Origin of the sequence: Microcystis aeruginosa NIES-4325 (assembly GCF_008974145.1) — a bacterium.
In the GTDB taxonomy this organism is placed as follows: Bacteria; Cyanobacteriota; Cyanobacteriia; order Cyanobacteriales; family Microcystaceae; genus Microcystis; species Microcystis aeruginosa_G.
Map to the genome: position 1 here is coordinate 1 of NZ_BJKP01000017.1, position 17,891 is coordinate 17,891.

The window sequence follows — 17,891 nt, forward strand, 5'->3', positions numbered from 1 at the left end:
TTCTCTACATAATCAATTACTTTTTTTCTCAAGTCTAGGCTATAGGACATTTTTCTGTATGGGTTGCTTGTTTTTCCTTATTTTACCCTATTTTTTACTTGTATCATACTTATTTGAAATGACTATACAGTTTCCTCTCTCTTTTTTTGGGGGTTTCATGGGAAGATCGCTATGGTGCAATCCCGATCATCATGAAACGAGACTCGATATTTTACCGGCTTTTTCAACAATCCCCCTCCCTTCTCTTCGATTTACTGGAAAACCCGCCAGATAATGCCACCGAATACCGCTTTGACTCCGTAGCCGTCAAAGAACCCAAATTTGAGATCGATGGCGTATTCCTGCCACCCGATAATGATAGTAGCGGGGTGATCTATTTTTGTGAAGTGCAATTTCAAAAAGACGAACGACTCTATGAAAGGGTATTTGGTGAATCATTTTTGTATTTTTATCGTCAGCGAGAACGATTTGCCGATTGGCAAATTGTTGTCATCTATCCCACCCGTAGCCTAGAACAAAGTAACACCCATCCCTACCGGGCGCCGCTCAATTGTCCTCAGGTGCATCGAATTTATCTGAACGAATTAGGGGAAATTCAGCAGTTACCGTTAGGAGTTGCCTTGATGGTACTCACTACTGTGGAAGAAACCCAAGCACCAGAAAAAGCCCGCTATTTACTGGCACGAACCCAAGAGCAAATTGCAGATACAGAAGCCAGTCGCGCCATAATAGAAATGATTGCCACAATTATGGTCTATAAATTTACTAACTTGAGTCGGCAGGAGGTTGACGCGATGCTAGGACTACAATTGGCAGATACAAGGGTATATCGTGAAGCCAAGGAAGAAGGACGACTGGAAGGGGAATCTGCCCTGATTTTGCGTCTGTTGCAACGTCGCTTTGGTGCAGTGGATGAGGTGTTGGCTGCCCGGATTCAGTCTTTAGAAATCGAGCAATTAGAGTCCTTGGCTGAGGCTTTGTTGGATTTTACAACCTTAAACGACCTAGTGCTTTGGCTAAATCGCCCCTCGCAACCGCTTAACTAAACTTAGTCAAACCTAAGCCACCTGAAAGGGTGAGTTGGGAAATTTTGATGGCGAAATATCCATCCCTGACGATGGGTGACAAAGGCAGTCCTCGTCGGAGGGCAGATAAAAGTTTATGCGGATGGCGAGACTCGAACTCGCAAGGCGTAAGCCACACGCCCCTCAAACGTGCGTGTCTACCAGTTCCACCACATCCGCTTGATTTTAGCTTAACAACTATAGCACAGAAAAAAAATAATCTGCAAGCAAATTTTAAAAATTACTGCCGCACAACTTTCGCGCCACCTGAGTTAGTACGGATAAACCCTTTAGGGAACCTTGAATCAAATGGAAGGCCGGGATGGGACGGATTAACATTTGTCGAGCTAGGGGCAATGGTCGCAGCTGACCTTGATTATCAATTGCCGGGGCTAAATCCGGTAAATCCTGTGTCACCTCGTCGCTAATCACGCGCACAATTGCCACTTTTTGCCCCCGTAAAGCCGCTAAAATCCTTGCTCCTTCCATATCTACCACTTCATAGCCCCCCTGTCCTAAACGTCGTTTTTCCTCGGATCGGCTAATCAGGCGATCGCTGGTTAAACCTTTAACAAGACTATATCCGGTTAATTGGGCGATTTTTGCGGTTATTTCTGGTTCGCACTGCCAATAATCCCCCGTTTCTGCGCCACAACCTTGATAGATTACCCCATCTCCGACCCGATAGCGATCGCTGAGACTGCCCGCTAATCCCATCAGCACAATTTTTCCTGTAAACTTATTAAGAAATTCTAGAGATTGCCTAGAGACTGGGGAACTGTCGAGGAATTCTGGAGCGCCAAGGTTAATCGGGATAATTTGCGGAGCTAAATCACCGATTTTCTTTAATCCTCGACGGATCGAGCTATGCTCGGCCCCCCGGGGAACGAGAATAATATCTTCAGGTGTGAGCATAAAATTTTTGAGAAAGTTTCCTAATTAGTCCATTGAGATGTTATAAATAATAATAGTGAACTAATTAGGAAAATTCTTAAGTGAATGGCCCCGCCACCGACCGGGCGATTGTCTTTCCCACCATGAAAAAGTCTGTCATTCTGCGTTTATCCGAGGTTAACAAGCGTTTTCCCGCTTCTCCTACTCTAGCTGTCGATAATATCAGTTTTAGTTTAACAGAGGGCGAAATTCTCGGATTATTAGGCCCGTCGGGCTGCGGTAAAACCACTCTACTGCGGATGATTGCGGGATTTGAAAAACCCTCTCAAGGAGTGATTGAATTGGGAGGGCGAATAGTTGCCGACGAAAAAACCTTTATTCCCCCAGAAAAACGCAATACGGGCATGGTTTTTCAGGATTACGCTCTTTTTCCCCATTTAACCATTGCCGACAATATCGCCTTCGGGTTAAAAAATTCTGGGGGAAAATTGTCGAGCAGAGCTATTAACGCTAGGGTGGCGGAAACTTTGGATTTAGTCGGACTGCAAGGACTAGAAAAACGTTATCCCCATCAGCTATCGGGAGGACAACAGCAAAGAGTCGCCCTCGCCCGCGCTTTAGCCCCAAAACCCTCTTTAATCCTCTTAGATGAACCTTTAAGTAATCTCGATGTGCAGGTACGGCAACGCTTACGGCACGAGATCCGTCATATCCTGAAAGCGACCGGTATCTCAGCCATTTTTGTCACCCACGACCGGGAGGAAGCAATGGTGATCAGTGACACAATTGCGGTCATTTGTCAAGGAAAATTAGAACAAATTAACAATCCCGAAGAAATTTATAGTCATCCGGCCTCGCGATTCGTGGCCGAGTTTGTCACCCAAGCTAACTTTCTCCCCGCTAGACGGAAGGGGGAACAATGGCAAACCGAGATAGGAGTCTGGGAAATTCCCGATGGTCAAGATTTGGACAAAGGGGAATTGATGCTGAGAGAGGAAGATGTCGAAATTAACCCGGATGAGACGGGAGATATCGTTATTTGCGATCGCCAATTTTTAGGGCGGGAATACCGTTATTGTCTGCTAACGGCCACCGGCAGCCAAATCCACGCTAGAACAACGATTAACACCCAATTAGACATCGGTACAAAGGTAAAACTATCGATTATTCCCGATAGCGTCCGTGTATTTGCCGACTGATAACTCACATCTGATCACTGACTCCTGAATTCCCATTGGTCTCTCCGGCTAATATTGATATCGATCGCGATTTAGGACTAGGGGGGCATTTTTAGCGACAAAATCGATAATTTTTTTGGCCACATCCACACCAGTGGCCGCTTCTATTCCTTCTAAACCGGGAGAGGAATTGACCTCGATAACCACAGGCCCGTGATTAGACCGCAATAAGTCCACACCCGCAACCCGTAAACCCATGGCTTTAGTGGCCCGTATAGCCGTACTGCGTTCCTCTGGGGTTAATTTTATCTTTTCTGCCTTACCGCCGCGGTGAAGATTAGAACGAAAATCCCCTTCGGCCCCCTGTCGCTTCATCGAGGCTACCACTTTTCCATCGATGACAAAACAGCGCAGATCTGCCCCACTGGCTTCTTTAATATACTCTTGTACTAGAATATTAGCTTCTAATTGCCGAAAAGCTTCGATAACTGACTTGGCTGCTTGGTCGGTTTCCGCTAAGACTACCCCAATACCTTGGGTTCCTTCTAATAATTTAATCACCAGAGGGGTGCCGCCGACGGTTTCGATTAAACCATCGATATCTTCAATTGCGTGGGCAATTCCCGTCACCGGTAAACCTATCCCTTCCCTGGCCAGGATTTGCAGACAACGCAATTTATCCCGCGACCGGGAAATTGCTTGCGAGTCGTTGGCAGTAAAAACATTCATCACCTCGAATTGTCGGACGACTGCGGTTCCATAGAAGGTTTTTGAGGCGGCAATACGGGGGATAATCGCGTCGAAACTCTCCAAGGGTTTACCGTTATAGACAACCGTGGGTTTATGGGAGGTGATGTTCATGTAACAGCGCAAATAATTGATCACTCGTACCTCATGGCCTTGAGCTTCTCCCGCCTCTTTCAGTCGCTTGGTCGAGTAAAGAGAAGCCTCTTGTGATAAAATAGCGATTTTCATAAATTTTCGCTTAAATATTGCTTCTAAAACTGAATAGCTCCTTATTCCCCCATATCGGCTTTTTTGGGCGGCAACTCATAAAATTTCTGCTCTCGATCGAAGTCCATCGATTATTATGGCGCTGACAGTTCCCTTTGAACAGTTAGGTTAAATGAAAAGTAAAAAAGATCAAGCTTAAGACTAGATTTATTTTTGTCCCCAGGCTCAGTTTAAGTTATAGTTTTAAGTACCTAAGCAAAATTAACTACAGATTTCGATAAAGCTTTTGCCTTTTGCCTTTTGCCTATCCTAACCAAGAAATTAATTTTGCACGACTACTTAAGTATTTAATTGACTAACAACGACTAGAGAAGGGGCAAAGGGAAAAAATGTCAATTAATGAATACAATTTTGTTAGAGTTTTGCTACTAGGGATGATTGATCGGTTAGAATGATAGAGCGATCAACCATAATAATTATGACTTTACTAGCGAAATCTTTAGAGGAACTGACTGACTGGGTAAAAGACCAGGGACAACCCGCTTATCGAGGGAAACAATTACACCAATGGCTATACGAAAAAGGGGTGCATTCTTTGGCGGATATTTCCGTATTCCCCCAAGAATGGCGCAGCAAGCTGGCGGATTATCCCATCGGTCGTTCCCTTATACATTATCGCAGTGTAGCACCCGATCGCACTCGTAAATATCTGCTAAAACTGGCCGATGGTTTAATTATCGAAGCGGTGGGAATTCCTAGTGAAAAAAGATTGACAGTCTGTGTTTCTTCCCAAGTGGGTTGTCCCATGGCCTGTGATTTTTGTGCCACAGGAAAAGGGGGTTTTACTCGTAATTTAAAAGCTTATGAAATCGTTGACCAAGTATTAACAGTACAGGAGGATTTTCAGCAGCGAGTTAGTCATGTGGTATTTATGGGGATGGGGGAACCTTTATTAAATATCCCTGAAGTGGTGACAGCGATTCATTCCCTGAATCAAGATGTGGGTATCGGTCAGCGTTGTTTAACGATTTCTACCGTGGGATTGCCCCAGAAAATTAAGCAACTAGCAGAACATAATTTACAAGTAACTTTTGCTGTTAGTCTCCATGCTTCTAATCAACAAGTTCGAGCTAAATTAATCCCCAGTGCCGACCATTATCCCCTAAATAATCTGATCCAAGACTGTCAGGAATACGTTCAAATCACGGGACGAAGGGTGACATTTGAATACATTCTTTTAGCGGGAGTGAATGATTTACCAGAACACGCAGGGGAATTAGCCAAACTGGTGAAAGGGTTTCAATCTCACGTCAATTTAATCCCCTATAATCCCATTCAGGAGGTGGATTATCAACGGCCTGATCAAAAGAGAATTAGAGCTTTTAAAACTATTTTAGAACAGGAAAAAGTCGCCGTTACTGTCCGTTATTCGAGAGGTTTAGCGGCCGATGCGGCCTGTGGACAATTGCGATCAAGCGTCATGGTCAAATAAACTTGATTTGTTCACTACTCTATCATCAGTTTTCTCTGTTATAATTAGAGTAACAGAGGAGTTTTAGTGGTGTTTTTTGTGAATAATTGTAAAATTTAATCAAGATCGGGATGGTTATCGAGTAACACCTCAACAGTAGGGTAAATAACTGTTAAGTGTGCTTCTTTAACTAGCGGTTTTGGTGATCCTGTTGCGGAATTTTTCCAGAGAAGTAAATTTTAGTATTTGTCAGCCACAGTAACTCGACTATTGGTAATTTTTTCGAGTTCGGGGGTAAGGATCATGAAAAGTAAAATATTAGCAATTGCAGCTTTAGGAACTTTAGCGGTTTTTACTTGTTTTCCTGGGGTAGCTTATAGTCAACCGCTACTTGTCAGCCAAGAATCAACCACACCCACCTTGATCGTAATTGATGATGAGGAGATGGCACAACTTCCCATGCCTGTTCGTCAAGGATTGGAACTGTATCTAGCGGGCAATACTGGTGGTGCAGTTGATGTGTGGGCAGATAGCGGAATTAAATTTGCTAAGGATAATGAGGATTTTTTTGAATCGGCCGAACAAGCTAGAAGGGATGTCCATATCTGGGAGGAATCCCGTTTACAAATGAAAAAAATTCTCAAACAATACACTCAAGCTAGTGGACCTTGTAAACAATCTATTTTCCTGCAAGAACTTATCTATCCCCAGAATAAATTCTTAAGACGTTTTTTCCTGAAACTTCGCCACGAACAAGATTCTTTATTTGTAGAGTTTATCACTTTACAGACCCCTAAAGGAGTGTACATTACCCACATTCACTTTCATCCAGACCTGCGAGAAATCATCGGGGATGATAAGTAGTACGACATCAATCGACTACACTAGATCAAGGAGGTGGCGTTGCGACTTATCAGCAGGCTTATCTTCAAACAATTAACAGCGATCACTTAATCCCATTCAGGAGGTGGATTGTCAACGGCCTGATGAAAAGAGAATTAAGGCTTTCAAAACTATTTTAGAACAGGAAAAAGTCGCCGTTACTGTCCGTTATTCGAGAGGTTTAGCGGCCGATGCTGCCTGTGGACAATTGCGATCGAGCGTCATGGTAGAATAAACAGGCGTAAATCGGCCATTAACTAGATTGCTAGTCTCCCTGCTAGGCTAAACTAGAGAACTATAACATCAATATAGGAGCTATTTCGATGCAAAGTCTCTCTAGTGCCAAAGAAAATCGCCTTTTTGTCTATGAAGTCGTCGGTTTGAGTCAAAATGACAAGACTGATAACCTAGATTATTCTATCCGTAAGAGTGGCAGTGTCTTTTTAACTGTTCCCTATAGCCGCATGAATCAAGAAATGCGTCGGATTACCCGTTTAGGCGCTCGCATCGTCAGCATTAAACCCTTAAACGCCGCTGCGGCCGAATAGTTCATAAAATAATTATTGCTAATATCTCTCCCCCGCTCTTGTCCTGATCAGGTAAAGTAGGGGGATTTTTAGCATAAATGGAGAAAAGTAACATAAATCTTAATAAAAAGTAAAAATGCTGCAAATGTAACAGATTTTAACCAGAGTGTTGACCTATCCTTAAGGAAAGGATAAAAGCGATGTCTGTGGTTTTTTTAAGATAACTCTCAATTAGGCCTAGGTGTAGTGTACCGATGGTAGGCTAAACTATGGAACGATTATCGTGACTTGAGTTGGGAGTTATATTTAATGTACAGTCCGAGTACACTAGCGGGAAACCGTTTATTTGTTTACGAAGTGGCGGGTCTCAATCAAAACGACAATACTGACAGCTTGGATTATTCAATCCGTCAGAGTGGAAGCGTGTTTTTCACGGTTCCCTACAGTCGCATGAATCAAGAAATGCGTCGAATTACCCGTTTAGGTGGTCGTATCGTCAGCATCAAACCCTTAAATGGGATTGCCCCCGTAGCAACTGTTTCTAGTGCCTCCACACCACAGCCAATCGCTCAATCATCGCCCGTCCCCGAACAGACTAAGAAAAAGGCCATGACTCAAGCGAAAGAAAAAACAGATATCCCCGTCAACATCTACCGTCCGAACCAACCCTTTATCGGCAAATGTATCGAGAATTATCCTCTCGTTGATGAGGGGGGTATCGGCATCGTACAACACGTCACCTTTGACCTTTCCGGGAGCGATTTACGCTATTTAGAAGGGCAAAGTATCGGTATTATCCCTCCGGGTACCGATGCTAATGGCAAACCTCATAAATTGAGACTCTATTCGATCGCCTCCACCCGTCATGGTGATAAATTAGACGATAAAACCGTATCCCTCTGCGTGCGTCAGTTAGAATACCAGCACCCAGAAACCAAGGAAACCGTTTATGGAGTTTGTTCCACCCATCTCTGTAATATAGAAGTGGGTGCTGATGTGGCCATTACCGGCCCCGTGGGCAAGGAAATGCTGCTACCCAGTGATGAAGATGCCACTATCATTATGATGGCCACTGGGACGGGAATCGCTCCCTTCCGGGCTTTCCTCTGGCGGATGTTCAAGGAACAACACGAAGATTATAAATTTAAAGGTCTAGCTTGGTTGATTTTCGGAGTTCCCAAAACGGCCAATATTCTCTACCAAGAAGAATTAGAGCAAATAGCGGCGGAGTTCCCCGATAACTTCCGTCTCACCTATGCCATCAGCCGGGAACAGCAAAATTCCCAGGGCGGCAGAATGTATATTCAACACCGGGTAGCCGAACACGCTGACGAAATCTGGAATCTACTCCAAAGTCCCAAAACCCACGCTTATATGTGCGGACTGAAAGGGATGGAAGATGGTATCAACGATGCTATGAGTGGTGCCGCCAATAAAAATGGTGCTGATTGGTCTGTCTATCAGAAACAACTGAAAAAAGAACATCGCTGGCACGTAGAAACCTACTAAACCAAAAAGGTTCCCTGAAAATTTTTGCGGGTGGGCATTGCCCACCCTTTTTGTCTTGGTTTCGGTTAAGATCGGTTTTTTAAAAGGCCTTTAAAAAGATGAAATTCTCTCGACGCTTTTTTCCTGTTCTGCTTGCCCTCTGTTTACTGTTTATTTTGCTGCCCCGGGCCTGGAGTTTTACTAATAGCCAAAAACAAATTCTGGCCGATTTAAAAACAGCCGAGATTATTTATCTGGGAGAAAGGCACGATAGTCAAGCCGATCATCAGGCCCAATTAGCTATTATCGAGTATTTACAGGCTAATAATCCCCAAATAGCGATCGCTTTCGAGATGTTTCAACGTCCTTACCAAATCTATTTGGATCAGTATTTAGCCGGCAAAATTAGCGAAAATCAGTTGAGAGAAAAAAGTGAATACGACCAACGTTGGGGATTTGATTGGGAATTTTACGCCCCGCTCCTGCGCTTGGCCAAGGCAAAAAAACTACCATTGATCGCCCTAAATACACCGACGGAAATCACTAGAAAAGTGGCACGGGAGGGCTTAGAAAGCCTCTCCACCTCAGAAATGACCTACATCCCCCCTAAAAGCGAAATAAACAGGGATAACGAGGAGTACCGTCAACAGATCTTAGCCGTTTATCAGCAACACACGGGGGGCAAAAGTCAGGGATTCGAGGGCTTTTTTTTGGCGCAGGTTCTCTGGGATGAAACCATGGCCGATGCGATCGCTAAATTCTGGCAAGCTCATCCCGACTATCAGATCATCGTCCTAGCAGGAAAAGGTCATATTGCCTACGGTTACGGCATTCCCAGTCGAGTCCAAAGAAGATTAGGCGATCGCGTCAGCCAGCGCTCGGTTTTCCTAGGAGACGCGCCTCAATTATCACCAGCAGAAACCAAAAAACCCGCCGATTATTTTTGGCAAGAGCAAAATTAAGCCCGTCAGGAGCTAGGAAGCAAGAGATGATAAGCTAAGATGCCAGTCTTTCAATTTTGGGGTTAACTTAGTGGATAATAAGTCTGAAAAACTGACGCTATTTTATGATTAATTTAACCTGTCAAGATATCGAAACACTCGATCGCATTTTAGCTGTGACTCGTGCCGTGGGTTGGGGTAGTGCTAAGATTCTCCAATCCTACTACCGGGGTGAACAGGATTTAGCCGTCAACGAGGAAAAAAAAGGCGGACCAGTGACGGCGGCGGATTTAGCGGCAAATCACTATATTTTAGGAGAATTACAAACAAATTTTTCTGATATCGACTTTGGTTATCTGAGCGAGGAAACCCATCAGGGGAATGAAGCTATCCCGAAAGATTGGGTATGGATTATCGATCCTTTGGACGGAACCCGCGATTTTATCGACAAAACGGGAGAATATGCCCTACATATCGCCTTATGTTATCAGGGAAGACCGATAATCGCCGTGGTAGCCCTACCGGATCAAGGAAAACTCTATTTTGCCCAAAAAGGAAAAGGTACTTTTCTAGAAAGTAGCGACGGCAATATTACACAGGTAAAAGTTGCCAATAAAGATAAAATTACCGATCTCTATCTGGTGGTTAGTCGTACCCATCGCGACCAACGTTTTGATAATTTATTAAGTCAAATACCCTTCTTCGGTAAAAATTATGTGGGTAGTGTGGGCTGTAAAATTGCCACGATCCTCGAACAAAAATCCGATGTTTATATCTCCCTATCGGGGAAATCGGCGGCTAAAGACTGGGATTTTGCCGCCCCGGAGTTGATTTTAACGGAAGCCGGCGGCAAATTCTCCTATTTTGACGGTCAACCGGTGCGCTATAATCGCGGCGATGTGCGGCAATGGGGGGGGATCATGGCTAGTAATGGTCCTTGTCATCAACAACTTTGTCAGTTGTCCACGGCAATCCTCGCCCAAATTGATGCCACTGTCTAATTTCTGCTCTCTTATTCTTTGTGTGATCGGTTTAACTTATATAGGAGCGATCAATCTTTGTGTCCTTTGTGTCTTTGTGGTTCGTTCTAGTCGTTCGCTGGCGGTAATGTATCTTAGAATACATTTTACCTACCAAACCCCAGAGAGCTTAATTTCTGCCCCCTAACCGAGAATCAGAGATCGCTAGAATGGAAAAAAACCAGATCGAGCAATGTTACGGTTAAAAACTTGGCAAGGGTTGATTTTAGCAGTTCCGATCGCCGCCGTGGTCATCTTTCTGATCGTGGCCGCCAGTGTCCAGATCAATCAATGGGGTTTGAATTGGATTTGGGCAGTTTTTACCCTGATTTTTGTGGCTTGGCGCTTCCTGTTGGTCAAATGGACGCGCCCAGTAGTCGGGGAAATTGAAGCCGCCATCGGGGAAATTAAGGCAGAATTAACCCCTCCTGACGGTGATTCCGGGGGCAATGTCGAGGAAATTATCGAGAGGATTATCGTCGAGGCCCGCAATGATCGCCCGGTTTGGGAAGATTGGGCGACTTTTTGGCAACGCTGTCAGGATTTGGTCACTGCCATCGCTCATATATATTACCCCGATGTCAAGTACCCCTTATTAAATATTTACATTCCCCAGGCCTACGGTTTAATTCGGGGAACCGTGGATGATAGCGATCGCTGGATGCAGAATCTTTCCCCGGCCCTGAATCAAATCACCATCGGCCAAGCCTATCAGGCCTACGAAGTTTATCAAAAATTGCAACCCTCGGCCCAGAAACTTTGGCAGGTCTGGAATTGGGCGCAATGGGTGATCAATCCCGCTGCGGCTGTGGCTAAAGTTGCTAGTCAAAAGTACAGCGATCGAGCGGATCAGCAATTATTAGTCAATTTAGGGCAAGTTTTGCGGGAAAATGCCCTAAGAAATCTCTCTCGCCAAGCGGTGTTACTCTACAGTGGCGGCAATCTCGCCCCAACTCTCCCCACGAAGACCAAAATCGCCACCACTACTCTCAAGGAAATCCTCGCCCAAGCGGAACCGATCACGGAAATCGATCGCCAACCGGTTAATATTTTGCTGGTTGGACGCACCGGGGCTGGCAAAAGCAGTTTAATTAATACTCTCTTTCGGGCCGATTTAGCCCAAGTGGATCTATTGCCCAGTACCGACGCGATCCAATCCTACCATTGGCAAACCCCAGAAGGAGACGAGTTAATCCTCTGGGATACCCCGGGCTACGAACAGGCAAATCGGTCTGATTATCGGCAAAAGGTTCTTAATTACGCCAAAAACGCCGATTTATTAATTCTTGTCACCCCCGCCCTCGATCCCGCCCTGGCCATGGATGAGGCTTTTCTTAAAGATTTGCAACAAACTATTGACAATTTACCAGTTATAGTCTGTGTTTCTCAAGTCGATCGCCTGCGTCCGGTGCGAGAGTGGCAACCTCCCTATAATTGGCTGACGGGAGAAAGTCCTAAAGAAGTCAATATCCGCGAATGCTTGCAGTATCGGGCGGAATTATTCGAGGATCTCTGCGATCGCATTTTGCCGATGGTCAGTCAACAGCCAGATAGAGAAGCTTGGGGGGATGAGGAGTTATCAATCGCTTTACTGGGGGCAATTTCGCCCGCAAAACAGTTGCGTTTAGCCCGTTTTTTAGCGGATTTGGAAACTCGAACCCTGGCAGCGGCGAAAATAATCGATCGCTATACTTTACAGATGGCCACGGGGCAAGGTTTAACGGCCCTATTAAAAAGTCCTATTCTAGGTTTTATCTCCACTTTAGCCACGGGAAGACCGACTTTAGCCTATCTTTTAGCTGAACAAATTCCTGTGGAACAGTTACCAGTAGCGATCGGTAAATTACAGATGGCCTACGAGCTTTATTCTCTCTTAAATCCGGAGAATAAAAGTTTTGATTTATTGGCACTTTGGCCAATACTATTAGAAAATTCTAGCACTGCCGACAAGGAAGCTTGGGCCTGGGGTCATGCTCTGGTAGAATATTGGACAAAGAACCTATCGATCGAACAGTTCCGGTCAAGTTATCAGGGGTATTTAGAAACGACAAAAACAGGCCTTTAACCAGATTAATTAAGCTAAAACTTTCTTCCAATCTAAAAGTATAGGAAAGTGGGGAGGAGAGGTTTCTGGGTTTGAGATTTCTGGCCTTTGTACTAAAATTACTCAGTAGGCAGTTTAAATGCAGTGCAGCTTAGATGGGTACGGGAATAAAATAATTACTCAAATCTTTGTTTTTAGGTGTGTTATCGCAGAATAATATACCTTGTTTGATCAATATTTTTTTGGGTTTCTATGTCGCTATAACAATGCTAGATATCATCTAAAAGATGGTTTAATTGACGTCTCAACAAATCTAGGTTCTGATTAGCCTTTTCAAGTTGAAGACGCAGGTTTTTTATTTCCGACTCTTGAAGCTTTATCTTTTCAGAAATATCGTCTATCTCTTGTTTGCAAGAGTCTAGATATCCACTTTTTATGATCTCAATGACATCAAAGTAAGAAATTTTTTGATCATTCATAAAGCAATATATTTGACATATTTGCTCTAAATTCGATAGTAGAAAATCATTTTTAAATATATCTGAAAATGACATTATACTGGACACGTCAAAACTTTTGTATCTCAGGGAAAGGATCAGTTTTTCGATATTTTGGTGATTATTGGAAAAAGTTTCACTTGAAAATATTTCTATAAATTTACTGATTTCTATTTTCTTGCTTTCTAAGAACAATAACAATTTTAGAGTTTTTCTCTTTATTCGTATTTTTAGATATTCTGCAATCTCAAGGTTATATTTTTGTTCCAAAATAATTTCCAATATATCTTTAAATGTAACCATTTTTTCAAATAATTCATCTGAAATTTCCATATCAAATTCCTCCTCTATTTGATACAAGAAATTGAGAGCATCTCCACCATCTGATAATTCTTTATGGGTACTCAGTTTTCCTCCATTTGCATAAAACTCTCCCGAGTCTGACGGAGCAGAGGTTGTGATGGCAAAAATACTTCCATAAGGATAAAAATAATACTCAGTTTTAAAGATGACAAAATCTAAAACTGGCTGAGGTATTTCAGAAACTTCAAACTGTTCTATCACAATATTATAAATTCTTGAATAAGTTCTTGAATAAATATCTTCATAAGTTTTATTGTTCATATCCATAATTATAACTATTTTGCTTGTGTTAAAGGTCATCCAATGATAGACTGTCTTGATTGTAGCATTTTTATTAAACTAATGCAAGCACAAGTAATACTCAATCCTGTTTCAAAAGTATAGAAAAGTAGGCAGGGTGGAACGGTAGGCGAGTGGACAGATTTGGTATAATAAGCTAAGACGCATTTAAAGCACTTATTCTTAAGATTAGCCGAATCTCCCCCAATCCCTTTACTGTTGCCTCTTGCCTCTTGCCTCTTGCCTCGTCTCAACAAGCAATTTAAATGCTTAACAGCTTACTTCAGGAATTATTGAGATGTTAATTTATTGTAAGCAGAAATAATCGCCGCATTTTCCCAATCATCATCAAAAGGGAGCGCATCGGGATCTGACAAAGCATTAGCCTCGATTTCTGCATCGCTCATCGATTTAACTCGCTCCCAATCGGTTAAATTATTAATATCTGGGGGATTATTTGTTATATTTATCCTTCCTAAAGCTAGTCTTTCCAGATGCTGTGGCCAGTGCAGAACTACAGTGATATACTAAGGATAACTTGATCAATACTTTCTAGGGAGATTTTGCTATCAATTCCCAGAAAGTATCGGGGTTTAGGTTTTGCGTCCGAGAAAATTAATAATCCGGGGACTAATTTCTTTTGACCAATGTTCTTGGGGATAGTGTTTTGCTTCCGCGAGGGGGATTAATTCCACTCCTGATTTAGTAGCTAATTTTTCGACAGTGACAGAAGATAACCAAGGATCCCCCATTCCCCAGACAAAAAGGATGGGTTTTTCAAAGTTCTCTAAACCTGTCTCAATTTCTGCCATAGTTTTTGATAGGTTTAAATTGCGAATCGTGGCCACCAAAGCGCGACCCACTGCCGAAGTTTTTAGATAAGGTTGACGGAAAATAGCCAGATCTGCATCGCTAATCACAAAACCGCTACCGGTTTCTAAAGTACGATCGACTAATAAGGGATCTTGAGTCGCCATATCTCCGAGGAAAGGTATCCCCCATTGTTTCATTATCCAGGGTAATTTAACATCCCTGGAGAGGGGAGTATTTAAAACGATCAAGCGCTCAATTTTATCGGGATTTTCTAGGGCGTATTGTAAACCGACGGAGGCTAAAAAACCCTGGACAATCAGGGAGATTTTCGGCAATTGGAGAGCTTGAATAAAATCGGCCAAGGCTTGACAAAAAGCGCTAGGTGTGTAGGCGAAATCTCTGGCCTCGGGTTTAGCGGATAAACCGGAACCGATCCAATCGGGGGCAATAGCATTAATGTTATATTCTTCTAAACTGGTCAATAATTCCCGCCAAATATAGCCATGGGCGGGTAAACCATGGAGTAGGATCACGGGGGTTGTGTCCGGTTGTTGAGCGGGGTTAACCTGTCGATAGAACCACTTGAGAGAGCCGACTTCGAGAAAACTTTCTAAAATAGCCATGGTTAATGGGGGATTAATAATCATTAACCATTGTCTAACGTCTAGGAACCGATCGCACCGGCAAATTTTCCACCCCGGCAGTTATAGGGAGCTTGCGTCGAGACTTTGTGCTTCTCCGGGGGTTAAGGGTAAATGAAGACCGCATTCTTGTTTTAAACCCTTGAAACGGGTGTCTCGTTCGTTGCTATCATCGGCGGTTAAAGGCCGACTAGAGTGCCAATCGCCGACGGAGACATAACCCAGATCAAAATAGGGATGGTAGGGAAGATCGTATTTAGTCAGATAGTCGTAGATGGTTTTGGCATTCCAGTCAAGGATCGGTAATATTTTGTAACGTTCGCCCTGTTGATTGACCCATTGGAGAGTTTTGCGGTGGTCGGTTTGGTCGCGACGTAAACCCGCTAACCAAGCGGTGGCCTTTAATTCCTTCAGGGCCCGTTGCATCGGCTCCACCTTGCGGATTTTGTCGTAGAGATTGAGGGAGTCGAGATCGTTATTTGACCACAGTTTACCGTGGATTGCTTCCATGCGGGCGGGACTGAGGGGAGATTGATAAACTTTCAGGTTTAAATGGAGGCGTTGGCTTAAGTCTTCGGCAAATTGATAGGTTTCCGGGGGAAGATAGCCCGTATCGATCCAAATAATGGGAATATCGGGGATAATTGCGGTGACGAGGTGCAACATTACTGCCGCTTGAATGCCGAAACTGGTACTCATCACCAAACCTTCCCCAAAGGTGGCCGCGGACCAAGCGACGATTTCTGCGGCGTTAGCGGAGTCAAAACGTTGATTAATTGTGGCGAGGTCGAGGGATAGAGGGGAGGAAAAAGACCGGTCGGCAGTGGCGATGAAGGCGGTTTCTAGAGCCTGTGGATGAGGATTAAGCAAGTGTAAATCTGGCATTCTGGCTAAGATTTAAGGTGTACAGTAGCGGCGGATACTGATAGAGTCCAATCTATCCCTGTGATTGGATTATAGCATTGGGCCATCGGCCTGCTCTAGCTATTCCTTTTCCTTTCCAGAGCCTGGTTATTCGATCAAGGATAATGGAACTATCAGGCCTCAATTGTATCTTAGTCGCTGATTTCAGGATAATTGGACTCTCAGCCCCGCTACTGCTAGAAAAGTTACTATTTAGTAATTCTTTACTTTAAGTTAAGAAACTTATCTAAGGCTAGAACCATATTCGGCGGCCAACGGCGCACGCTTTTTACCCAATCGAGGTCTTGATAGCGGGTATCCATACCGACGGCGGCCACCCAATTGCTTTCCGCTTCTCCCTGTTGTCCTTGGCTCCATAAAACGGCGGTTAAGGCGGCTCTGACATCGGGAAACATGGGGTATTTGCGGGCAATATTCCGCATTTTTTGGACTGCTTCTGGATATCTGCCCAATTCGTACAGGGCCAGAGCCAGATTAGCTTGCGCCCAGGCAAAATTCGGGGCTAGTTGGGTGGCTTGGCGATAGTCTTTGACGGCGGCTTCCCAGTCCCCTAAACCGCCCTCAGCGTTGCCGCGATTGTTATAGGCAAAGGCATCATTGGGGGCCAGTTCTAAAACTTTATTATAATCGGCGATCGCTTCTTGATATTTGCCTTCTCCTTCTAAAGCGGTGCCACGATTGAGGTAGGGATCGGGGGCATCGGGGGTAATGGCGATCGCTTGGTTAAAATCAGCGATCGCATCCTCTAATTTATTGAGGCTGACTCTGGCATTGCCGCGATTACTCCAAACGGCGGGGTTAGTGGGGAATTTGGCGACTAATTCGGTCCAATAGCTTTCGGCCTGGACGTAATCCCCTTTTTCTGTGGCTTCTAGGGCTTTTTCGGCGATAACTTCCCCTTCTCTCATCTGTTCTTCGCTAATAGTCGGGCTATCGGCATAAGCGGCCATCGGTAGGGCAAAAAAGAGTAATAGACTCAATACACAAGCGGTGATCCAACGCATAATTACTTCATAATTTGTTACTTAATCTTTTCTCAATCTACCCTACTTAGGTGAACTCTGCCCTAGATAGTCTTGATAGCCTAGTCGTTGAAGATTGCTTTGTTTTTCGAGGACGGAATCGGTGAGGGATTGACGATAGGCGATAACTTGCTCTAAAAGATCAGTATTACCGGTGGCGAGAATTTGAACCGCTAAAAGTCCGGCATTTTTGGCATTACCGATCGCCACCGTGGCCACGGGAATGCCTGCGGGCATCTGTACAATTGAATAGAGAGAGTCTAGCCCTTGTAAAGTGCGTGTGACTACGGGAACTCCAATCACGGGTAAGGGAGTTAAAGATGCTACCATCCCGGGTAAATGGGCAGCGCCGCCGGCTCCAGCGATAATCACTTTTATTCCCCTTAAATGAGCGTTTTTGCCGTATTCAAACATTTTTTCGGGGGTACGATGGGCCGAGACGATGGCGACTTCGTGGCTAATCTGAAAAACCTCTAAAACTGCGATCGCTTCCTTCATGGTGGGTAAGTCGGAATCACTGCCCATAATTACACCCACTAGGGGCGCTGCTGTCACCATAACTACTAGAAAATAATTTTGCTTTTTAATCTTATAGCAGGGTTTGTTATTTTGTCTTCAAACCCGACTGATCCGATTTCCCCTAAATTGTATCGGGATCGATGCCTAATTCTCGCAATTTTTGGGCCAATTTTTCCTTAGCTTGTCGTTCCCTTTCTTTCTCTAAAAGAGCCTGTTCTTTTTCTAAAAGAGCCTGTTCTTTTGCCTGTCGTTGCTGTAACTCAGCTTCAAATCTGTGGGGAGATAGGTGACATCTGGGATCATGTCTAGGGCTGTCATGACTTTTCCCGGTATTTTAGGATTGATTAATTATAGCTTTTTACCACAATTGC

At 44.1% G+C, this 17,891-nt stretch carries 18 protein-coding genes, 1 tRNA gene and 1 pseudogene; 11 read left to right on the forward strand and 9 right to left on the reverse strand.

The window, feature by feature from the left end; genetic code table 11:
- Positions 1-191: 191 nt before the first annotated feature.
- Complete coding sequence (locus tag MiAbW_RS10995) at positions 192-1,046, forward strand: Rpn family recombination-promoting nuclease/putative transposase (protein WP_151696155.1); 855 nt, start codon at positions 192-194, stop codon at positions 1,044-1,046.
- A gap of 116 nt (positions 1,047-1,162) precedes the next feature.
- On the opposite strand, the gene MiAbW_RS11000 is transcribed toward MiAbW_RS10995, so the two are convergent.
- A tRNA-Leu gene (locus tag MiAbW_RS11000) sits at positions 1,163-1,244 on the reverse strand.
- Positions 1,245-1,298: 54 nt separating this feature from the next.
- Positions 1,299-1,979 carry a hypothetical protein gene (locus tag MiAbW_RS11005; RefSeq protein WP_151696156.1) on the reverse strand — a complete coding sequence of 227 codons (681 nt, stop codon included), beginning with the start codon at positions 1,977-1,979 and terminating at the stop codon, positions 1,299-1,301.
- Positions 1,980-2,101: 122 nt separating this feature from the next.
- Here MiAbW_RS11005 and MiAbW_RS11010 point away from each other — a divergent pair, with 122 nt between their 5' ends.
- On the forward strand, positions 2,102-3,157 hold the full coding sequence (locus MiAbW_RS11010) for an ABC transporter ATP-binding protein (protein WP_151696223.1): 1,056 nt from the start codon (positions 2,102-2,104) through the stop codon (positions 3,155-3,157).
- Positions 3,158-3,205: 48 nt separating this feature from the next.
- On the opposite strand, the gene rimK is transcribed toward MiAbW_RS11010, so the two are convergent.
- Entirely contained in the window at positions 3,206-4,111 is a 906-nt protein-coding gene (rimK, locus tag MiAbW_RS11015; RefSeq protein WP_151696157.1) for a 30S ribosomal protein S6--L-glutamate ligase, read from the reverse strand.
- 457 nt (positions 4,112-4,568) lie between these two features.
- Between rimK and rlmN the strand changes: the two genes are divergently transcribed.
- The 9 genes and pseudogenes from rlmN (at position 4,569) to MiAbW_RS11060 (ending at position 12,483) form a co-directional block, all read left to right on the forward strand.
- Complete coding sequence (gene rlmN, locus MiAbW_RS11020) at positions 4,569-5,582, forward strand: 23S rRNA (adenine(2503)-C(2))-methyltransferase RlmN (protein WP_151696158.1); 1,014 nt, start codon at positions 4,569-4,571, stop codon at positions 5,580-5,582.
- Positions 5,583-5,864: 282 nt separating this feature from the next.
- Positions 5,865-6,425, forward strand: a complete 561-nt coding sequence (locus MiAbW_RS11025; protein ID WP_151696159.1) for a hypothetical protein — start codon at positions 5,865-5,867, stop codon at positions 6,423-6,425.
- An 88-nt stretch (positions 6,426-6,513) separates the two neighbouring features.
- Positions 6,514-6,678: pseudogene (locus tag MiAbW_RS11030) on the forward strand (23S rRNA (adenine(2503)-C(2))-methyltransferase RlmN); the annotation flags it as partial.
- An 88-nt stretch (positions 6,679-6,766) separates the two neighbouring features.
- Positions 6,767-6,991, forward strand: a complete 225-nt coding sequence (locus MiAbW_RS11035) for a phycobilisome linker polypeptide (RefSeq protein ID WP_002772199.1) — start codon at positions 6,767-6,769, stop codon at positions 6,989-6,991.
- Positions 6,992-7,279: 288 nt separating this feature from the next.
- On the forward strand, positions 7,280-8,479 hold the full coding sequence (gene petH / locus MiAbW_RS11040) for a ferredoxin--NADP reductase (RefSeq protein WP_151696160.1): 1,200 nt from the start codon (positions 7,280-7,282) through the stop codon (positions 8,477-8,479).
- A 98-nt stretch (positions 8,480-8,577) separates the two neighbouring features.
- On the forward strand, positions 8,578-9,420 hold the full coding sequence (locus MiAbW_RS11045; protein WP_151696161.1) for a ChaN family lipoprotein: 843 nt from the start codon (positions 8,578-8,580) through the stop codon (positions 9,418-9,420).
- Positions 9,421-9,524: 104 nt separating this feature from the next.
- Complete coding sequence (locus MiAbW_RS11050; RefSeq protein WP_151696162.1) at positions 9,525-10,400, forward strand: 3'(2'),5'-bisphosphate nucleotidase CysQ family protein; 876 nt, start codon at positions 9,525-9,527, stop codon at positions 10,398-10,400.
- Complete coding sequence (locus MiAbW_RS20070) at positions 10,387-10,566, forward strand: hypothetical protein (RefSeq protein WP_151696163.1); 180 nt, start codon at positions 10,387-10,389, stop codon at positions 10,564-10,566. Before MiAbW_RS11050 ends, MiAbW_RS20070 begins: the two co-directional genes overlap by 14 nt.
- Positions 10,567-10,611: 45 nt before the next feature.
- Positions 10,612-12,483, forward strand: a complete 1,872-nt coding sequence (locus tag MiAbW_RS11060; protein ID WP_151696164.1) for a GTPase family protein — start codon at positions 10,612-10,614, stop codon at positions 12,481-12,483.
- Between the two features lie 248 nt (positions 12,484-12,731).
- Here MiAbW_RS11060 and MiAbW_RS11065 read toward each other — a convergent pair whose 3' ends face one another.
- The 6 genes from MiAbW_RS11065 to purE form a co-directional block, all read right to left on the reverse strand.
- Positions 12,732-13,583: a hypothetical protein gene (locus tag MiAbW_RS11065; RefSeq protein ID WP_238707252.1), complete on the reverse strand. Its 852-nt coding sequence runs from the start codon at positions 13,581-13,583 to the stop codon at positions 12,732-12,734.
- Between the two features lie 308 nt (positions 13,584-13,891).
- Positions 13,892-14,095, reverse strand: a complete 204-nt coding sequence (locus MiAbW_RS11070) for a hypothetical protein (protein ID WP_151696165.1) — start codon at positions 14,093-14,095, stop codon at positions 13,892-13,894.
- A 99-nt stretch (positions 14,096-14,194) separates the two neighbouring features.
- Complete coding sequence (locus MiAbW_RS11075; RefSeq protein ID WP_151696166.1) at positions 14,195-15,061, reverse strand: alpha/beta fold hydrolase; 867 nt, start codon at positions 15,059-15,061, stop codon at positions 14,195-14,197.
- A 57-nt stretch (positions 15,062-15,118) separates the two neighbouring features.
- Positions 15,119-15,940 carry a phosphoadenosine phosphosulfate reductase gene (gene cysH, locus MiAbW_RS11080; RefSeq protein ID WP_151696167.1) on the reverse strand — a complete coding sequence of 274 codons (822 nt, stop codon included), beginning with the start codon at positions 15,938-15,940 and terminating at the stop codon, positions 15,119-15,121.
- Positions 15,941-16,182: 242 nt separating this feature from the next.
- Complete coding sequence (locus tag MiAbW_RS11085; RefSeq protein WP_151696168.1) at positions 16,183-16,983, reverse strand: tetratricopeptide repeat protein; 801 nt, start codon at positions 16,981-16,983, stop codon at positions 16,183-16,185.
- A 42-nt stretch (positions 16,984-17,025) separates the two neighbouring features.
- The gene (purE, locus tag MiAbW_RS11090; RefSeq protein ID WP_066029554.1) at positions 17,026-17,559 is read right to left on the reverse strand and encodes a 5-(carboxyamino)imidazole ribonucleotide mutase; all 534 of its coding nucleotides are present in this window, start codon (positions 17,557-17,559) and stop codon (positions 17,026-17,028) included.
- Positions 17,560-17,891 lie beyond the last annotated feature (332 nt).

Excerpts from the sequence above, each read along its gene's own strand:
- MiAbW_RS11010 (WP_151696223.1), top strand. The coding sequence starts at position 2,102 with ATGAAAAAGTCTGTCATTCTGCGTTTATCCGAGGTTAACAAGCGTTTT.
- petH (WP_151696160.1), top strand. The coding sequence starts at position 7,280 with ATGTACAGTCCGAGTACACTAGCGGGAAACCGTTTATTTGTTTACGAA.
- purE (WP_066029554.1), bottom strand. The coding sequence starts at position 17,559 with ATGGTGACAGCAGCGCCCCTAGTGGGTGTAATTATGGGCAGTGATTCC.
- MiAbW_RS10995 (WP_151696155.1), top strand. The coding sequence starts at position 192 with ATGAAACGAGACTCGATATTTTACCGGCTTTTTCAACAATCCCCCTCC.
- rlmN (WP_151696158.1), top strand. The coding sequence starts at position 4,569 with ATGACTTTACTAGCGAAATCTTTAGAGGAACTGACTGACTGGGTAAAA.
- MiAbW_RS11085 (WP_151696168.1), bottom strand. The coding sequence starts at position 16,983 with ATGCGTTGGATCACCGCTTGTGTATTGAGTCTATTACTCTTTTTTGCC.
- cysH (WP_151696167.1), bottom strand. The coding sequence starts at position 15,940 with ATGCCAGATTTACACTTGCTTAATCCTCATCCACAGGCTCTAGAAACC.
- MiAbW_RS11075 (WP_151696166.1), bottom strand. The coding sequence starts at position 15,061 with ATGATTATTAATCCCCCATTAACCATGGCTATTTTAGAAAGTTTTCTC.
- MiAbW_RS11045 (WP_151696161.1), top strand. The coding sequence starts at position 8,578 with ATGAAATTCTCTCGACGCTTTTTTCCTGTTCTGCTTGCCCTCTGTTTA.
- MiAbW_RS11065 (WP_238707252.1), bottom strand. The coding sequence starts at position 13,583 with ATGAACAATAAAACTTATGAAGATATTTATTCAAGAACTTATTCAAGA.
- rimK (WP_151696157.1), bottom strand. The coding sequence starts at position 4,111 with ATGAAAATCGCTATTTTATCACAAGAGGCTTCTCTTTACTCGACCAAG.
- MiAbW_RS11050 (WP_151696162.1), top strand. The coding sequence starts at position 9,525 with ATGATTAATTTAACCTGTCAAGATATCGAAACACTCGATCGCATTTTA.
- MiAbW_RS11025 (WP_151696159.1), top strand. The coding sequence starts at position 5,865 with ATGAAAAGTAAAATATTAGCAATTGCAGCTTTAGGAACTTTAGCGGTT.
- MiAbW_RS11060 (WP_151696164.1), top strand. The coding sequence starts at position 10,612 with ATGTTACGGTTAAAAACTTGGCAAGGGTTGATTTTAGCAGTTCCGATC.
- MiAbW_RS20070 (WP_151696163.1), top strand. The coding sequence starts at position 10,387 with ATGCCACTGTCTAATTTCTGCTCTCTTATTCTTTGTGTGATCGGTTTA.
- MiAbW_RS11035 (WP_002772199.1), top strand. The coding sequence starts at position 6,767 with ATGCAAAGTCTCTCTAGTGCCAAAGAAAATCGCCTTTTTGTCTATGAA.
- MiAbW_RS11005 (WP_151696156.1), bottom strand. The coding sequence starts at position 1,979 with ATGCTCACACCTGAAGATATTATTCTCGTTCCCCGGGGGGCCGAGCAT.